The following is a 15,277-nucleotide window of genomic DNA, read 5'->3' on the forward strand; positions in this document are numbered from 1 at the left end:
GGTCAAGTTAGGTCGGATTTTTAAGCCGTTGTCAAATTTTTGCTGTGGTGCAGCGAAAAAAGCTGCACTGCAAAAAAGAAGCGGGCCGTAGCCCGCTGTCTTATTCGTCTTTTTTGGTGGTTTTTTTCTTGGCCGCTGGTTTTTTAGCAGTGGTTTTCTTTGCCGCGGCTTTCTTGGCGGGGGCTTTGCGTTTCTTACCGCTTTTGGCCGCCTTTTCGTTCACCAATTCGATCGCCTGTTCGACGGTCACGTCTTGCGGGTCAACGTCTTTGGGTAGGGTCGCGTTGACCTTTTCCCATTTCACGTATGGGCCATAACGACCTTCCATTACCGCCATCGCGCCGCCGTCTGGGTGATCGCCCAATTCTTTCAGCGGTTTAGCAGCCTGTCGTCCGCCGCGACCGGCGGCTTTCAATGCCAGCACTTCGACCGCGCGGTTCATGCCGATTTCAAACACCTCGTCGACCTCTTTGAGGTTGGCATAGGTGGTGCCGTGTTTGACGAACGGGCCAAAGCGGCCCAATCCGGCCTCGATCATGACGCCGTCATCAGGGTGCGGGCCGATTTCGCGCGGCAGGTTCAGCAGGGTCAGCGCCTTTTCCAGATCAATGGATTCGGGCGACCAGCCTTTGGGCAGCGATGCGCGAGGCGGTTTTGGCACCTCTTCGGTCACGTCGCCGCGCTGAACATATGGACCATAGCGGCCATCACGCAGCGTGATTTTGTCTTCGTTGTCGTAGCCCAGCAGTTTACCGTCTGGCCCAATGCCCGAATCCGCCGCGCCAGGAGGACCGAATGGACGCGTATAACGGCATTCGGGATAATTCGAACAGCCAATGAATGCGCCGCCCGAACGCGCGGTGCGCATCGACAAACGGCCAGCGCCGCAGTTTGGGCAAAGGCGCGGATCGGTGCCTTCGTCATTTGCGGGGAAAAGGTGCGGTTCTAGAACTTCGTTGATTTTTTCCAGAACGTCGGTGATCCGCAGTTCGGATGTTTCTGCAACGGCGGCAGAGAAATCTTTCCAGAATTTTTCCAGCAGCTTGTGGTAATCTACGTTGCCCGCGGACACTTCATCCAGTTCGTGTTCCAATTCCGCCGTGAAATCATATTCCACGTATTGTTTGAAGTAGTTGGACAGGAACACGGTGACCAAACGGCCTTTGTCCTGTGGAATCAGGCGGTTTTTGTCTTTGCGGACATAATCACGATCCTGAATCGTGGTCACGATCGATGCATAGGTCGACGGACGGCCAATGCCCAACTCTTCCATACGTTTAACCAGTGTGGCTTCGGTATAACGTGGCGGAGGCTGGGTGAAATGCTGTTCGGGTGTGACCGATTTTTTATCTGTTTTGTCACCTTTGTTCAGCAGCGGCAGGCGTTTGTCATCATCGTCGATTACGCTGTCGTCGCGGCCTTCTTCGTAGACGGCAATGAAACCTTCGAACAATACGACCTGACCGGTGGCGCGTAGAACGACCTGATCGTCGTCCGACGCGATATCAACGGTCGTGCGTTCCATCTGGGCCGCGGCCATTTGGCTGGCGATCGTACGTTTATAAATCAGATCATACAGTTTTTTCTGATCTGATTCCGTTAGCTTGGCGTCGTCAGGTGACACAAACATATCGGTCGGACGGATACATTCGTGTGCTTCCTGCGCGTTTTTCGCTTTGTTTTTGTACATACGAGGGCTGGACGGCAGGTATTTTTCGCCGAACTTTGCCTTGATCGCGTCACGGGCGGACATGACAGCCTCGGGCGCCATGTCGATACCGTCGGTACGCATGTAGGTGATCAAACCAGCCTCGTACAAACGCTGTGCGGCGTTCATGGTCTGGCGTGCACCCATGCCGAACTTGCGCGATGCCTCTTGCTGCAGGGTCGAGGTCATAAAGGGCGGCGACGGGTTGCGGTTGGCGGGCTTCGCTTCGACCGAAGTCACCTTTAGATCGCGGTGTTCGATGGCAGCAGCGGCAATCGCAGCCTGATTTTCATCAGGGATGTCGAATTTATCCAGCTTTTTGCCGGCAAAATGGGTCAGGCGTGCCTCGAACGCTTGGCCGCGCGGGTTGGCCAACATCGCTTTGACCGTCCAATATTCTTGGGCGCGGAAGGATTCGATTTCCATTTCGCGTTCGACGATCAGGCGCAGACAAACCGATTGAACGCGGCCTGCCGAACGCGCGCCGGGTAGTTTACGCCACAGAACGGGCGATAGGTTGAAACCCACTAGATAGTCCAACGCGCGGCGGGCCAGATAAGCCTCGACCAATGGGGCGTCGACCTGACGCGGGTTTTGCATGGCTTCGGTGACGGCGGCCTGGGTGATTGCGTTGAACGTCACGCGGCTGACGGCGGTCGATTTTTTGATCGCGCGGCGTTTGGTTAGCGCTTCTTGCAAGTGCCAGCTGATCGCTTCTCCTTCGCGATCAGGGTCGGTCGCGAGGATCAGTTCGTCGTCATCTTTTAGGGCGTCGGCAATCGCTTTGACATGCTTTTTGCTGTCGTTTGCGACCTCCCAAGTCATTTCAAAATTGTTTTCAGGGTCGACCGATCCGTCTTTTGGGGGCAGGTCACGAACGTGTCCGTAGGACGCCAGAACCGTATAGTTCGGCCCCAAATATTTGTTGATTGTCTTAGCTTTAGCCGGAGATTCGACAACAACAACTGGCATGGGGACTCCTGTAACGACGATATAGTCTATAGCGGCGCAACATGTGTGCGATGCATTTGAAATGTCAATGCACCAAAACAAATTGCGTCAAAGAGCCGTCATGACATGAGCGAAATCATCCCACCGGGTTGGCGCTGAATTCGGCCGTCTAATTCCAGATCCACGATCGCCGGCCCGGCTTGTTTCGGGTTTAATTTCAGATCGCGTAAAACCTGATCTTCGGCGATTGGCGATGGTCCCAGCTGCGACAGGATTTGCGTGTGCAAATCCGCGGTTTCCCGTAGGCTGCGTTTTTGCGGTGCGGGTTTCTGTGGTGGCAAGTCCAGCGGCATTTGCGGCGTGATCGGTTCAAGAGCTTGCAAAATGTCATCTGCGCTGCGAACCAATGTCGCGCCATCGCGGATGAGTGCATTACATCCGCCTGCGCGACCATCAAAAGGGTGCCCCGGCACCGCCATCACGTCGCGGCCTTGGGCTAATGCGGTGTCGGCGGTGATTAAACTACCAGATTTCTGCGCGGCTTCGACCACGACCGTTGCGCGGCATAAACCCGAAATAATCCGATTGCGGGCTGGGAAATGGCGGGCTTGCGGCTGGAGGCCGATCGGCTGTTCGGACAGGCGTAGTCCTTTGGCGCCAATCGCATGGAATAGGTCGGTGTTTTCTTGCGGATAAATGACATCGACGCCGCCACCCAATACCGCGATTGTTCCGCTGTCGACGGTGACGGAATGCACAGCCGCATCGATCCCGCGGGCCAGTCCCGAAACGACCACATAGCCAGCTTCGGCCAGTTCGGTCGCGAGCTTGCGCGCCATTCGCGTGCCGAGAGATGACGCATTACGCGCGCCGATTAATGCGATCATCGGGCGTTGCAGAAGGTCCGCGTTGCCGATTGCCCATAAAAATGGGGGCGCATCGTTAATGTCGGCCAAGTCCGTTGGATATTCTGGTTCGCCGATGCAGATCATCCGCGCTTTCGCCTTTCGTGCGGATTTCAGTTCGGCGTGAATGACGCCTTCAGGACAAATTTCGTAATTACGCACGCCAGCAGCGGCTGCGATCTGCGGCAAAGCCTCGAGCGCGGCAGCGGCACTGCCGTGTTCGGCCATAAGCCGATGATAGGTCGACACGCCTACGCGCCGCGATCGCAACAGACGAAGGCGGTTAAACCGGTCTTCCTCTGTGGTGGGTGGGAGTGGGGGGTGAAAAGAAGACTGTGATGCTTGGGGCATTCTGCGCTCCGTCTGTTGCAAGACTTGGATAGCAATCCGAATCTTAAACAGACGTAAACGCAGGTAAATTATTTCAAATTAGGCCGAACCACCGACGGTTAGGCCGCCGATCATCAGCGACGGCTGGCCAACGCCAACAGGAACCCATTGTCCCGCTTTGCCGCAGTTGCCGATACCGGGGTCCAGCGCCATGTCGTTGCCGATGGCGCGAATTTGGCTCATCGCAGTTGGCCCATCACCGATAAGGGTCGCACCTTTGACCGGCGCGCCAACCTGACCGTTTTTGACGCGATACGCTTCGGTGCAAGAGAAAACGAATTTGCCGTTGGTGATATCGACCTGACCGCCACCAAAACCAACGGCGTAAATGCCATCCTTTAGGTCCGCCAGAATCGACGCCGGATCGGCATCGCCGCCCAACATATATGTGTTGGTCATACGCGGCATCGGCGCGTGTTCGAAACTTTCGCGGCGTCCATTGCCGGTGGGTTCAACGCCCATTAATCGTGCGTTTTGACGGTCTTGCATATAGCCAACCAGAATGCCGTCTTCGATCAGCACATTTTTGGCGGATGGCGTGCCTTCGTCGTCTACCGTGATCGACCCGCGTCGGCCTTCGATGGTGCCGTCGTCCAAAACGGTCACACCTTTGGCAGCGACTTGTTGACCGATACGGCCCGAAAATGCGCTGGTGCCTTTGCGGTTAAAGTCCCCCTCCAGCCCGTGACCGACTGCCTCGTGGAGCAGAACGCCAGGCCAACCTGGGCCCAACACAACATCCATCACGCCCGCAGGGGCGGCTTCGGCTTCTAAGTTCACCAGTGCGATCCGCAATGCTTCGCGTAGGGCGGGTTCCCAATGATCGCGGGTGATCAGGCCCAATAGGCCCTCGCGGCCACCGCCGCCGTGGCTGCCGGATTCGCGGCGGCCGTTCGCGTCTTCGACGATGACGCTGATGTTGATGCGGCTCATCGGGCGCGTATCAGTAACCAAAATGCCGTCTGGGCGCAGGATCACGACCTCTTGCAATGACGCGGCCAATGACGCCGTGACTTGGACCACGCGTTTGTCCATTTGGCGCGCGGTTTCGTCGATTTCTTTCAGCAGGTCGATTTTCGCAGGGAACGTCGCCTGAGAGATCGGATCGACGTCACTATATAGGTGTCTGTTGGTCGGCTTTGGCCCGTCCGCTAACACGCCGCCGCCCGCGCCAATCGCCAGCATCGCGGTCTGTGCCGCGCGTTTGAGCGAAGATTCGGAAATTGTGGTCGAATGGGCATATCCAGTGGTTTCGCCGCGAACGGCGCGCAGGCCGAATCCTTCGGACGCGTCATAGCTGGCGGTTTTGATACGACCATCGTCTAAAACCAGCGCCTCGGATCGGCGTCGTTCTAGAAAAAGCTCTCCATCATCAGCGCCGTTGGTGGCCTGTTGGACGATCGAAAGGGCCGATTCCATGTCCAAATTGGTGTCAAACGGGCGAAAAATGTCGGTTTGCATGGGTGTCTATCCTGTTGGCAGCTTTGATCTAGGTCAAAAAAAGGACAATATGCCGCCCTTGGGGTTCTTGAGTTGTGCCTCAGGATATGTGACATGCTTCGCTGGATACAATGGGATTCCGCAAAACTGTTTGCGACATTCCGAGACGGGAGGGGTTTGGGCCCCTACAAGACACAGGGTATAAAATGCGACTGACCAATTTTGCCACCAAGCTTTCGGCAGCTGCTGCGATGGTATTCGCCGGCATGGCCGCCCGGGCGCAAGATGTGACCGAGGGACTGGAAATCGTTGGTGCGCCAGTTGATGGTGCACTAGGTTTTCAACCTGCTTCGACTGAACTAGCCCGCGACTTGCAGTGGCTGGACGGTATGCTGCTAGTGATCATCACCGCGATCACGCTGTTCGTTGTTGCGCTGTTGGCGTACGTAATCGTCCGCTACAACCGTCGCGCTAACCCGAATGCAGCGACCTTCACCCACAACTCCCCATTGGAAGTTGCTTGGACCGTCCTGCCGATCGTGATCCTAGTGGTTATCGGTTCGTTCTCTTTGCCGATCCTGTTCAAACAGCAGGAATTCCCAGAAGGTGACATCACCATCAAAGTAACCGGCTACCAGTGGTACTGGAGCTATGAGTACGTAGATGATGGCGTGCTGTTCGACAGCTACATGCTGGGCCACCCTGCAACGATGCCTGCGTCGATCGAAGCTGAACCATTCGTTCGTTCGGAAGGCATGAATGAACTGCTGGCATCCTACGGCTACTCCGAAGATGAATTCCTGCTGGCAACCGACACCGCAGTTGTAGTTCCAGTTGGCGCAACCGTTGTTATGCAGGTGACCGCAGCAGACGTGATCCACTCGTGGACCATCCCAGCATTCGGCGTGAAACAAGACGCTGTACCTGGTCGTCTGGCACAGCTGTGGTTCGCAGCTGAACGCGAAGGCATCTACTTTGGCCAGTGTTCGGAACTATGCGGCAAGGACCACGCATACATGCCGATCACCGTCAAAGTCGTTAGCCAAGAAGCCTACGACGCATGGCTGGAAACCGCTAAAGAAGAATTCCCAGCTTAATCGCGGAATTCGGGCGGCAATGTCGCCATCTGATAAAGCTGCGCGGCGGGTGATCCCCGCCGCCTTTGCCAAACAGAACCTTGGACCTCGATATGACGGACGCTAGCTTGCAAGATACGCCACGCGAAGCCGGTTTGGGCGATTACTTTGCCCTGTTAAAACCGCGTGTGATGTCGCTTGTGGTTTTCACCGCACTTGTTGGTTTGATCGTTGCGCCGGTGCCGGTTCATCCGTTCATCGCGTTTGTTGGTATTTTGTGCGTTGCTGTGGGTGCAGGCGCATCTGCATCGCTGAATATGTGGTGGGATGCGGACATCGACCGTATCATGAAACGCACTGCGAACCGCCCGATACCGTCGGGCAAGGTTCAACCCGAAGAAGCCTTGGCCGTTGGTCTGGCGCTGTCGGGCTTTTCTGTGATCCTGCTGGGTCTGGCCGCCAACTGGCTGGCTGCGTTCCTGCTGGCATTCACCATCTTTTTCTATGCCGTCGTTTATTCGATGTGGCTGAAACGTTCGACCCCACAGAACATCGTGATTGGCGGCCTGTCTGGTGCGCTGCCTCCGATGATTGGTTGGGCAATTGCTGCGGGCAACATCACCATTGAATCGACGCTGCTTGTTGCGCTGATTTTCATGTGGACACCGCCGCATTTCTGGTCGCTCGCGATTTTCGTGAAATCCGACTATGGCCGTGCTGGCGTGCCTATGTTGACCGAAACCCACGGTCGCCGCGTGACCCGCAATAACATCATGGGATACATGGTCGCACTTGTGCCTGTTGCGTTGGCGATTGGCTTCACCTCGATCGGTGGCCCCTTATATCTAGCCGTGTCCGCGGCGCTGAATATGTGGTTCTTGAAAGCGTGCTTTGTGGTTTGGCGCCGCGACGAAGAGCAGGCAGAGGCCGACAATTTCGCCGCTGAAAAGAACGCGTTCAAAGTGTCCTTGGCTTATCTGTTCCTGCATTTCGCAGTGTTGCTGGTTCTACCAGCAACCGGATTCGGAGGCTGGTAATGACGATTAAAGTCGAACACGAGATGCACAACCGCCGTAAGTCAAAGAACTACGGTGTGTTCATCCTGCTAATTGCGTTTGTTGCGCTGGTATTTGGCCTGACTGTGGTCAAAGTCCTTCAGTTGGGCGACGCAAAAATGTTTGAAGCGAACGACCACGTTCTGCGCCCTGCGTTGATCACAGCGGACGAGGTGCAGCAATGAAACTATTTGCAAACGTCGAAGGTCCGAAGCGCACCGTTCTGCAATTGCTGACAGTTGTGTTTGTCATGGGAGCGCTGTCATGGGCATCGGTTCCATTCTACAGCTGGTTCTGCGCAGTCACTGGTTTTGGCGGCGCTACAGACGTTGCCGAATCGGGTAGCGAAGTGATTTTAGATCGCGAAATGACCATCCGTTTTGATGCGTCGACCGATCCATCGTTGGCATGGACGTTCAAACCCGTTGAACGCGAAATGACCGTAAAAATCGGTCAAACCGCGCTGGCGTATTACGAGGCAACGAATATTTCCGACCGCCCTGTTGCTGGGCAGGCGACCTATAACGTTGTCCCATACGAAGCGGGCGGTTTTTTCGACAAAATCGAATGCTTCTGCTTTACCGAACAGGTGTTGCAGCCGGGTGAATCCGTGCTGATGCCCGTAAGCTTTTTCGTCGACCCTGCAATCGTCGACGACCGCGATGCAAAGTATACACACACGATCACGTTGGGTTATACTTTCTTCGAAATTCCGCTGCCGGAGGAACAAACCGCGGCACTTATCAACGCGGCTCCGGCCGAAACACAGACAAACTAAAGTCCAGCCTCAGGGAATACCGACATGGCTCACGCTAAGAACCACGACTATCACATCCTTCCGCCTTCGATTTGGCCGTTCCTTTCGTCCGTTGCAGCATTCATCATGCTGTTCGGCGCCGTCATGTGGATGGCCAATGACATGCCTTGGCTGTTCTGGATCGGCTTTGTTGCGACCCTATATTCGGCAGGCGCATGGTGGGCTGACACCATCAAAGAAAACATTGCTGGCGACCACACCCCTGTTGTGCGCATCGGCCTGCGTTATGGCGTGATCTTCTTTATCATGTCCGAAGTCATGTTCTTTGTGGCTTGGTTCTGGGCGTTCTTCAAAACCAGCATGTACCCAATGTGGACATATGCAGGCACTGAGTACGTCAAACCAGAAATTCACACTGTTGACGCATTCCACCTGCCGCTGATCAACACCCTGATCCTGCTGTGTTCTGGTGCTGCAGTGACCTGGGCACACCACGCACTGGTTCACGAAAACAACCGCAAAGATCTGATCCAAGGTCTGACCATCGGTATCCTGCTGGGCGCTGTGTTCACCCTGTTCCAAGCGTACGAATACTACGAACTGATCGCACACGAAGGTTGGTCGCTGGGTGGTGACATCTTCTACAACACCTTCTTCATGGCGACTGGTTTCCACGGCTTCCACGTTCTGGTTGGTACCGTATTCCTGCTGGTCTGCTTGATCCGCGCGAAAAAAGGCCACTTCACCCCAGAGAGCCACGTCGGTTTCGAAGCAGCAGCTTGGTACTGGCACTTTGTTGACGTTGTGTGGCTGTTCCTCTTCGTTGCTGTATACATTTGGGGTCAGAGCGGCTTCTAAAGCCGTGGCGGGGTTGACCCGCCGCCCAAGACAAGACAACAAACGCGCGGGGCAATGCCTTGCGCGTTTTGCGTATGAATAGGGGTTACGATGCGTCGTTATTTATTCGTTATCTTGCTGGGAATTCCGGGTTTGGCGGTGTTGCTGGGACTGGGCGTCTGGCAGATGCAGCGCCTAGACTGGAAACAGGACATTCTGGCCGAAATGGAATCGCGCATTGCCGCGCGTCCCGTTGAATTGCCGATGAACCCTTCAGAGGACATGGACGAATATCTGGCCGTTCGCCTGACCGGTACACCAACGGGGGACGAACTGCATGTTCTGTCGTCTGGCACCGCCGCAGGCACGGGATATCGCGTGATTTCGGCATGGCATACGGATATGGGCCGCCGCATCATGGTGGATATGGGTATCATGCCGTTGGACCGCAAACGCCTGAACCCTGACATCGTGACCCAAAACATTACGGGCAATTTGCTGTGGCCGAATGATGCGGCCGACAAATCCCCAGCGCCCGATCTGGAAAACAATCTGTGGTTCGCCCGCGATGCGGCCGCAATGGCGGAGGTTTTGCAGGCCGAACCGTTCATGGTCGTTCTGCGCGATTCCGATAACCCCGACCGACGGATCACGATGGTTCCGGTCGACACCTCTAATATCAAAAATGACCACCGCGAATATGCGATCACGTGGTTCCTGTTGGCGCTGGTATGGGCAGCGATGACAGGATATTTCGTGTACCGGTCGAACAAAGCCGGACAAAAGGACTGATAGATGCGTTACATTTCTACCCGTGGGCAGGCGCCTGCACTGACCTTTGAAGAGGCAATGATGACCGGCCTGGCCCGTGACGGCGGCCTGTACGTTCCTGAAACCGTGCCGACCTTTAGCGCCGAAGACATCGCAGCGATGGCGGGTAAATCCTACGAAGACATCGCATTCACCGTGATGAAGCCGTTCATTGGCGACACCTTCACCGACGAAGAATTCAAAGGCCTGATCGACAAAGCCTATGCAGATTTCGGCCACGACGCCCGCGCGCCTTTGGTGCAATTGGCGCCGAACCATTTCCTGTTGGAACTGTTCCACGGTCCAACGCTGGCGTTCAAAGATTTCGCCATGCAGATCATCGGTCAGATGATGCAGGCCGCGCTGGCACGTTCGGGTAAACGCATCACCATAGTTGGCGCGACCTCGGGCGATACGGGTTCGGCCGCGATCGAAGCGTTCCGCGGTTTGGACAACGTCGATGTGTTCATTATGTACCCACATGGCCGCGTGTCCGAAGTGCAGCGCCGCCAGATGACCACAGCCGCAGAATCGAACGTCCATGCATTGGCTGTCGAAGGCGATTTCGACGATTGCCAAGGCAAGTTGAAAGAGATGTTCAACGATTTCGAATTCCGCGACGAAGTGCATCTGGCTGGCGTGAATTCGATCAACTGGGGCCGCGTTCTGGCGCAGGTTGTTTACTACTTTAGCTCGGCGGTTTCACTGGGCGCGCCGCAGCGCAAAGTGTCGTTCACCGTGCCAACGGGCAATTTTGGCGACATTTTTGCAGGGTTCATTGCGAAACAAATGGGCCTACCTGTGGAACGTCTGGTGATCGCGACCAACCAAAACGACATTTTGCACCGCTGCATGCAGTCCAGCGATTACACCAAACACGGTGTCACGCCGTCGATTTCGCCGTCGATGGATATCGAAGTGTCGTCCAATTTCGAACGCGCGTTGTTCTGGGCGCATGACCACGATGGCGCGGCAGTTGCGGGCCTGATGGACGAATTGAAGACCAAAGGCACGTTCCGCATTTCGGAAAACGCGATGACGGCTCTGCGTGATCATTACGACAGCGGCGCAGTGGATGAAGCAACGACTTATGCCACCATCGCATCCGCGTTGGAACATTCGGGCGAACTGTTGTGCCCGCATTCGGCAGTTGGCGTGCATGTTGGCACCGAACATCAGGGCGAAAACCCCGAAGTGCCGATGATCACACTGGCAACCGCGCACCCTGCGAAATTCCCTGCTGCGGTCGAAAAAGCGTCGGATGTCTATCCGCCTCTTCCACCGCGTATGGCTGATCTATATGATCGCACGGAACGGGTGACACAGGTGCCTAACGATCTGGCCGCCCTACAGGCAATCATTCGGGAGCGTCGCGCGCGTTGACAGTACAGACCCACACTTTGTCCAATGGCATGCGCATCGTAACCGAAGCCATGCCGGGCATGCATTCTGCCTCTATCGGTGTTTGGGTTTTGGTGGGTGGACGTCACGAACGTCTGGACCAAAACGGCATTGCCCATTTCCTTGAACACATGGCGTTCAAGGGGACAAAGACGCGCAGCGCATTACAGATCGCCGAAATGATCGAAGACGTAGGCGGCTATATCAACGCCTACACCAGCCGCGAAATGACGGCCTATTACGCCCGCGTTTTGCAGGAACATGTGCCGTTGGGTTTGGAAATCATTGCAGATATTCTGAACAATTCGGTCTTTGATCCTAAAGAGATTGAGGTCGAACGCGGCGTGATCCTGCAAGAAATCGGTCAGGCCTATGATACGCCCGACGATATCGTGTTCGATTGGCTGCAAGAGGCCGCATACCCCGACCAACCGTTGGGCCGCACTATTTTGGGTCCAGCAGAACGCGTGTCGCATTTTGGACGCGAAGACCTGTCCAGCTTTGTCGCTGAACACTATGATCCGTCCCGCATGATCCTGTCGGCGGCTGGCGCAGTTGATCACGATGCTTTGGTTAAACAGGCCGAAGCGTTGTTCGGACATTTGGCCAAACACGAAACCGGCGATGTGATTGTTCCTGCGCGTTTTCAGGGCGGCGAAAAGCGCGAATTGAAATCGCTCGAACAGGTCCATTTCGCACTGGCGTTCGAGGGTCCGGACTATCGCGGCGCGGATATATATACCGCGCAGGTCTATGCAACCGCGATGGGCGGCGGCATGTCGTCCCGTTTGTTCCAGGAAATCCGCGAAAACCGCGGCTTGTGCTATACCATTTTCACCCAAGCGGGCGCCTATGCCGACACGGGCATGATGACGCTATATGCGGGGACGTCGGCAGCGCAGATTGCTGAACTTGCGCAGATAGCGGTCGATGAAATCAAACGGTCTGCCGATGGATTGTCCACGGCTGAAATTGAACGCGCACGTGCGCAGATGAAGGCGGGTCTGTTGATGGGACTGGAAAGCCCATCGTCGCGGGCCGAACGGATGGCGCATATGATCCACATTCATGGCCGCGTTCCATCAATTGAAGAAAGCACAGCATTGATTGATGGCGTGACAACCGATGCGTTGCGTGATTTCGCAGGTGGTTTGATGGGCCCAGCGGGCAAAGCATTGGCGCTATATGGTCCAGCGGATCAGGCACCTGATCTGGACGCATTAAAAGCGAGGCTGGTTGCGTAATGTTGGGGCGGCGGCGGAAGGTTCAGCTCGAAACCGAGCGGATGTCACTGCGCCTGCCTGATCACAGTGACTGGCGCGCGTGGGCTGATCTACGCGTCCAAAGCCGTGAATTTCTGACGCCTTGGGAACCAGCTTGGTCACCTGACCATTTGTCGCGCAAGGCGTTTACCAACCGTGTTTATTGGGCACAGCGGTCGAATTCGAATGGCACGGCTGTTCCATTTTTTCTGATCCGGCGGTCCGACAATCAGCTGCTAGGCGCGATCACGTTGGATAATATTCGGCGCGGTCCGGCGCAGGCGGGCACGACAGGCTATTGGATTGGTGAACCTTTTGCGCGCCAAGGGTATATGCGCGAAGCGATTGCCGCTGTTGTACACTACGCGTTTGTTGATCTGGACCTTAGCCGGATCGAAGCAGGTTGTTTGCCTGAAAATACTGCGTCTCGCCGTCTATTGGAAGAATGCGGTTACAAATACGAAGGCGTGGCGCAAAGCTATCTGGAAATCAACGGACGTTGGCGCAACCACGTCCTATATGCGAACTTGCGCGCCGATCGGCGCGGCAAAGCGGTAATTGCCTAATGTTAAATTCTGCGACCCCTGATGTCGTGGCGGCGCTCTCAGCTGCGCTGCCTTCTTTGCGATTTATTGACGACAATGCGAAATACCTCGAGGAGCCTCGAGGGCGCTATGTTGGGCAGGGTGTTGTTGTTGCCCCTGCGGACACTGCCGAAGTTGCAGCGGTTGTTAAATTTTGTTCGGAAAACGCATTGGCCGTTGTCCCATATGCAGGAGGCACGGGGCTGGTCGGCGGGCAAATCATGGAAGACGGCATTGTTCCGATCGTTCTAAGCATGGAACGCATGACACAGATCCGCGATGTATTTCCGTCTGAAAATGTATTGGTCTGCGATGCGGGCTGCATTCTGGCGGATGTGCAAAACGCGGCAGCCGAGGTGGATCGGTTGTTTCCATTGTCGCTTGCCTCTGAAGGCTCCGCACGGATCGGCGGCCTATTGGCGACCAACGCAGGCGGATTGAACGTTCTGCGGTATGGCAATGCACGTGCGCAAGTGTTGGGGTTAGAAGTTGTGACAGCCCAAGGCGAGGTGCTTAATGGGCTGACCAGACTACGCAAAGATAATACAGGTTATGATTTGCGCGACCTGATGATCGGGTCCGAAGGATCGTTGGGGATCATTACTGCCGCAGCTTTGAAGCTGGTCCCACAGCCGTCTGCAGAAGGTACCGCAATGATGGTGGTACCGTCACCTATCGCCGCGCTTGATCTATTGTCTATGGCGCAATCGCGCATTGGCGAAGGTATTTCCGCGTTCGAATTGATTGGCCGTCAGGGGCTGGAGTTTTTGGACGAGGTGGGGCCTGACGTGGTCAAGCCGTTTGAAACGCATCCCGACTGGTGTGTTTTGATTGATCTAGGATTGCCTGCTGGATTGGACCCTCAAGCTGCGTTGGAAAACCTGTTTGTAGAAGCCAGCGAGGCTGGCATCGTGACGGATGGTGTGATTGCCCAAAGCCAGCAACAGCGTCACGATTTTTGGAACATCCGCGAAAGCATACCAGCGGCAAATAAACGGATCGGTTCCGTTTCATCGCATGATATTTCGGTGCCTTTGTCGAAAATCGCCGATTACATTGTTGAGGGCCGCAATAATTTAGCAAATATCGCGGATTTCCGCGTGAATTGTTTTGGGCATTTGGGGGACGGGAACCTGCATTTTAATGTATTCCCTGCCAAAGGAAAATCGCGTTCAGACTATGAACATTTACGTGGAGACGTGAAAAAATGCGTCCACGATTTGGTTCATAAATACAACGGATCCGTCAGTGCCGAACATGGCGTTGGGCGGCTGAAGGTGGAGGATCTGGAAAGATATTCGGATCCGGTCAAACTGCAGATGATGCGCGCCATTAAAGATGCGTTGGACCCCAAAGGTATTATGAACCCTGGCGCGGTTTTGAGGGCCCGCTGATAAAAGGCGCGGCTACGCCGCATTCTTATTTGCCGCACCTTTGAGGTGCGGCGGTGGGCGCTATTTCGCGTCGGGGCGCACCAGCGAAAACACGGTGTCGATGGATGCGTAATCTTGGTATCCCAAGCGGGCCAATGGTTTGTATTTGGTCACATCAAAGATGCCGTTCACAACGCAATCATCGCGCAGGCGAATTCCTGTCACCTCTCCGAAAACGGCATGCGATTGGTCGCCTTCGAGTTTGATGATTTGGGTTAATTTGCATTCAAGCGTTGCAGGTGCAGAGGCGACATAAGAACAGGAGATCGTGTCACATTCAGCGCGTTCGATACCTGCATGAGAAAATTCATCGACCTGCAAATCCATCGTAGCAGACGTTTTATTCATCGCGTCCCGCATGGCAAATTCGACGATGTTGACACAAAACACGCCTGTGTCGCGAATATTGGTAAGCGTGTCTTTGCCGTCTTGATCGGCTTTTGTCCCGTTCGAGGAAAACATCACTTGAGGCGGGCTGTAGGCGACGGCGTTGAAAAACGAATATGGCGCGATATTGTCGATGCCATCGGCACCGCGGGTCGATATCCATCCAATCGGACGAGGGGACACGATTGCAGGAAATGGGTTATGTGGCAGTCCGTGGCCATCATTTGGGCGATAGAACATGGATGGGTCCCTTCTGGTTTGCGGCAGAGGTAGCGTCATGT

Annotated in this window: 14 protein-coding genes; 10 read left to right on the forward strand and 4 right to left on the reverse strand. The window is 55.3% G+C overall.

Translation table 11 applies throughout. The features are described 5' to 3' along the window. Positions 1–100: 100 nt before the first annotated feature. From topA to tldD, 3 genes are all read right to left on the reverse strand, one after another. Positions 101–2,680, reverse strand: a complete 2,580-nt coding sequence (gene topA, locus BVC71_RS09175; protein ID WP_086451379.1) for a type I DNA topoisomerase — start codon at positions 2,678–2,680, stop codon at positions 101–103. A gap of 98 nt (positions 2,681–2,778) precedes the next feature. After that, entirely contained in the window at positions 2,779–3,915 is a 1,137-nt protein-coding gene (gene dprA / locus BVC71_RS09180; protein WP_086451380.1) for a DNA-processing protein DprA, read from the reverse strand. 78 nt (positions 3,916–3,993) lie between these two features. Beyond that, entirely contained in the window at positions 3,994–5,415 is a 1,422-nt protein-coding gene (tldD, locus tag BVC71_RS09185) for a metalloprotease TldD (protein WP_086451381.1), read from the reverse strand. 185 nt (positions 5,416–5,600) lie between these two features. On the opposite strand from tldD, the gene coxB reads away from it, so the two are divergent. From coxB to BVC71_RS09235, 10 genes are all read left to right on the forward strand, one after another. Further along, on the forward strand, positions 5,601–6,491 hold the full coding sequence (gene coxB, locus BVC71_RS09190) for a cytochrome c oxidase subunit II (RefSeq protein WP_086451382.1): 891 nt from the start codon (positions 5,601–5,603) through the stop codon (positions 6,489–6,491). A gap of 92 nt (positions 6,492–6,583) precedes the next feature. Beyond that, positions 6,584–7,507, forward strand: a complete 924-nt coding sequence (gene cyoE, locus BVC71_RS09195) for a heme o synthase (RefSeq protein WP_086451383.1) — start codon at positions 6,584–6,586, stop codon at positions 7,505–7,507. After that, on the forward strand, positions 7,507–7,710 hold the full coding sequence (locus tag BVC71_RS09200; RefSeq protein ID WP_086451384.1) for a hypothetical protein: 204 nt from the start codon (positions 7,507–7,509) through the stop codon (positions 7,708–7,710). Before cyoE ends, BVC71_RS09200 begins: the two co-directional genes overlap by 1 nt. Then, complete coding sequence (locus BVC71_RS09205) at positions 7,707–8,303, forward strand: cytochrome c oxidase assembly protein (RefSeq protein ID WP_086451385.1); 597 nt, start codon at positions 7,707–7,709, stop codon at positions 8,301–8,303. The genes BVC71_RS09200 and BVC71_RS09205 overlap by 4 nt, the downstream gene beginning before the upstream one ends. 24 nt (positions 8,304–8,327) lie before the next feature. Beyond that, positions 8,328–9,140 (forward strand): cytochrome c oxidase subunit 3, encoded by an 813-nt coding sequence (locus tag BVC71_RS09210; protein ID WP_086451386.1) that lies wholly within the window; start codon positions 8,328–8,330, stop codon positions 9,138–9,140. 90 nt (positions 9,141–9,230) lie between these two features. After that, a complete protein-coding gene (locus BVC71_RS09215) occupies positions 9,231–9,911 on the forward strand; it encodes an SURF1 family protein (RefSeq protein WP_086451387.1) in 681 nt (226 codons plus the stop codon). 3 nt (positions 9,912–9,914) lie between these two features. Then, positions 9,915–11,312, forward strand: a complete 1,398-nt coding sequence (thrC, locus tag BVC71_RS09220) for a threonine synthase (RefSeq protein WP_086451388.1) — start codon at positions 9,915–9,917, stop codon at positions 11,310–11,312. Further along, positions 11,309–12,574, forward strand: a complete 1,266-nt coding sequence (locus tag BVC71_RS09225; RefSeq protein ID WP_086451389.1) for a M16 family metallopeptidase — start codon at positions 11,309–11,311, stop codon at positions 12,572–12,574. The genes thrC and BVC71_RS09225 overlap by 4 nt, the downstream gene beginning before the upstream one ends. Further along, complete coding sequence (locus BVC71_RS09230; protein WP_086451390.1) at positions 12,574–13,158, forward strand: GNAT family N-acetyltransferase; 585 nt, start codon at positions 12,574–12,576, stop codon at positions 13,156–13,158. Before BVC71_RS09225 ends, BVC71_RS09230 begins: the two co-directional genes overlap by 1 nt. Then, positions 13,158–14,570 (forward strand): FAD-binding oxidoreductase, encoded by a 1,413-nt coding sequence (locus BVC71_RS09235; RefSeq protein ID WP_086451391.1) that lies wholly within the window; start codon positions 13,158–13,160, stop codon positions 14,568–14,570. The genes BVC71_RS09230 and BVC71_RS09235 overlap by 1 nt, the downstream gene beginning before the upstream one ends. Before the next feature lie 60 nt (positions 14,571–14,630). Here BVC71_RS09235 and BVC71_RS09240 read toward each other — a convergent pair whose 3' ends face one another. Then, complete coding sequence (locus BVC71_RS09240) at positions 14,631–15,236, reverse strand: flavin reductase family protein (protein ID WP_086451392.1); 606 nt, start codon at positions 15,234–15,236, stop codon at positions 14,631–14,633. Positions 15,237–15,277: the final 41 nt, after the last annotated feature.

This window comes from Marivivens niveibacter, from assembly GCF_002150005.2.
Taxonomy (GTDB): Bacteria; Pseudomonadota; Alphaproteobacteria; order Rhodobacterales; family Rhodobacteraceae; genus Marivivens; species Marivivens niveibacter.

Bases quoted from the DNA above. Each gene is read 5' to 3' on its own strand.
- topA (WP_086451379.1), bottom strand. From the start codon at position 2,680: ATGCCAGTTGTTGTTGTCGAATCTCCGGCTAAAGCTAAGACAATCAAC.
- dprA (WP_086451380.1), bottom strand. From the start codon at position 3,915: ATGCCCCAAGCATCACAGTCTTCTTTTCACCCCCCACTCCCACCCACC.
- tldD (WP_086451381.1), bottom strand. From the start codon at position 5,415: ATGCAAACCGACATTTTTCGCCCGTTTGACACCAATTTGGACATGGAA.
- coxB (WP_086451382.1), top strand. From the start codon at position 5,601: ATGCGACTGACCAATTTTGCCACCAAGCTTTCGGCAGCTGCTGCGATG.
- cyoE (WP_086451383.1), top strand. From the start codon at position 6,584: ATGACGGACGCTAGCTTGCAAGATACGCCACGCGAAGCCGGTTTGGGC.
- BVC71_RS09200 (WP_086451384.1), top strand. From the start codon at position 7,507: ATGACGATTAAAGTCGAACACGAGATGCACAACCGCCGTAAGTCAAAG.
- BVC71_RS09205 (WP_086451385.1), top strand. From the start codon at position 7,707: ATGAAACTATTTGCAAACGTCGAAGGTCCGAAGCGCACCGTTCTGCAA.
- BVC71_RS09210 (WP_086451386.1), top strand. From the start codon at position 8,328: ATGGCTCACGCTAAGAACCACGACTATCACATCCTTCCGCCTTCGATT.
- BVC71_RS09215 (WP_086451387.1), top strand. From the start codon at position 9,231: ATGCGTCGTTATTTATTCGTTATCTTGCTGGGAATTCCGGGTTTGGCG.
- thrC (WP_086451388.1), top strand. From the start codon at position 9,915: ATGCGTTACATTTCTACCCGTGGGCAGGCGCCTGCACTGACCTTTGAA.
- BVC71_RS09230 (WP_086451390.1), top strand. From the start codon at position 12,574: ATGTTGGGGCGGCGGCGGAAGGTTCAGCTCGAAACCGAGCGGATGTCA.
- BVC71_RS09235 (WP_086451391.1), top strand. From the start codon at position 13,158: ATGTTAAATTCTGCGACCCCTGATGTCGTGGCGGCGCTCTCAGCTGCG.
- BVC71_RS09240 (WP_086451392.1), bottom strand. From the start codon at position 15,236: ATGTTCTATCGCCCAAATGATGGCCACGGACTGCCACATAACCCATTT.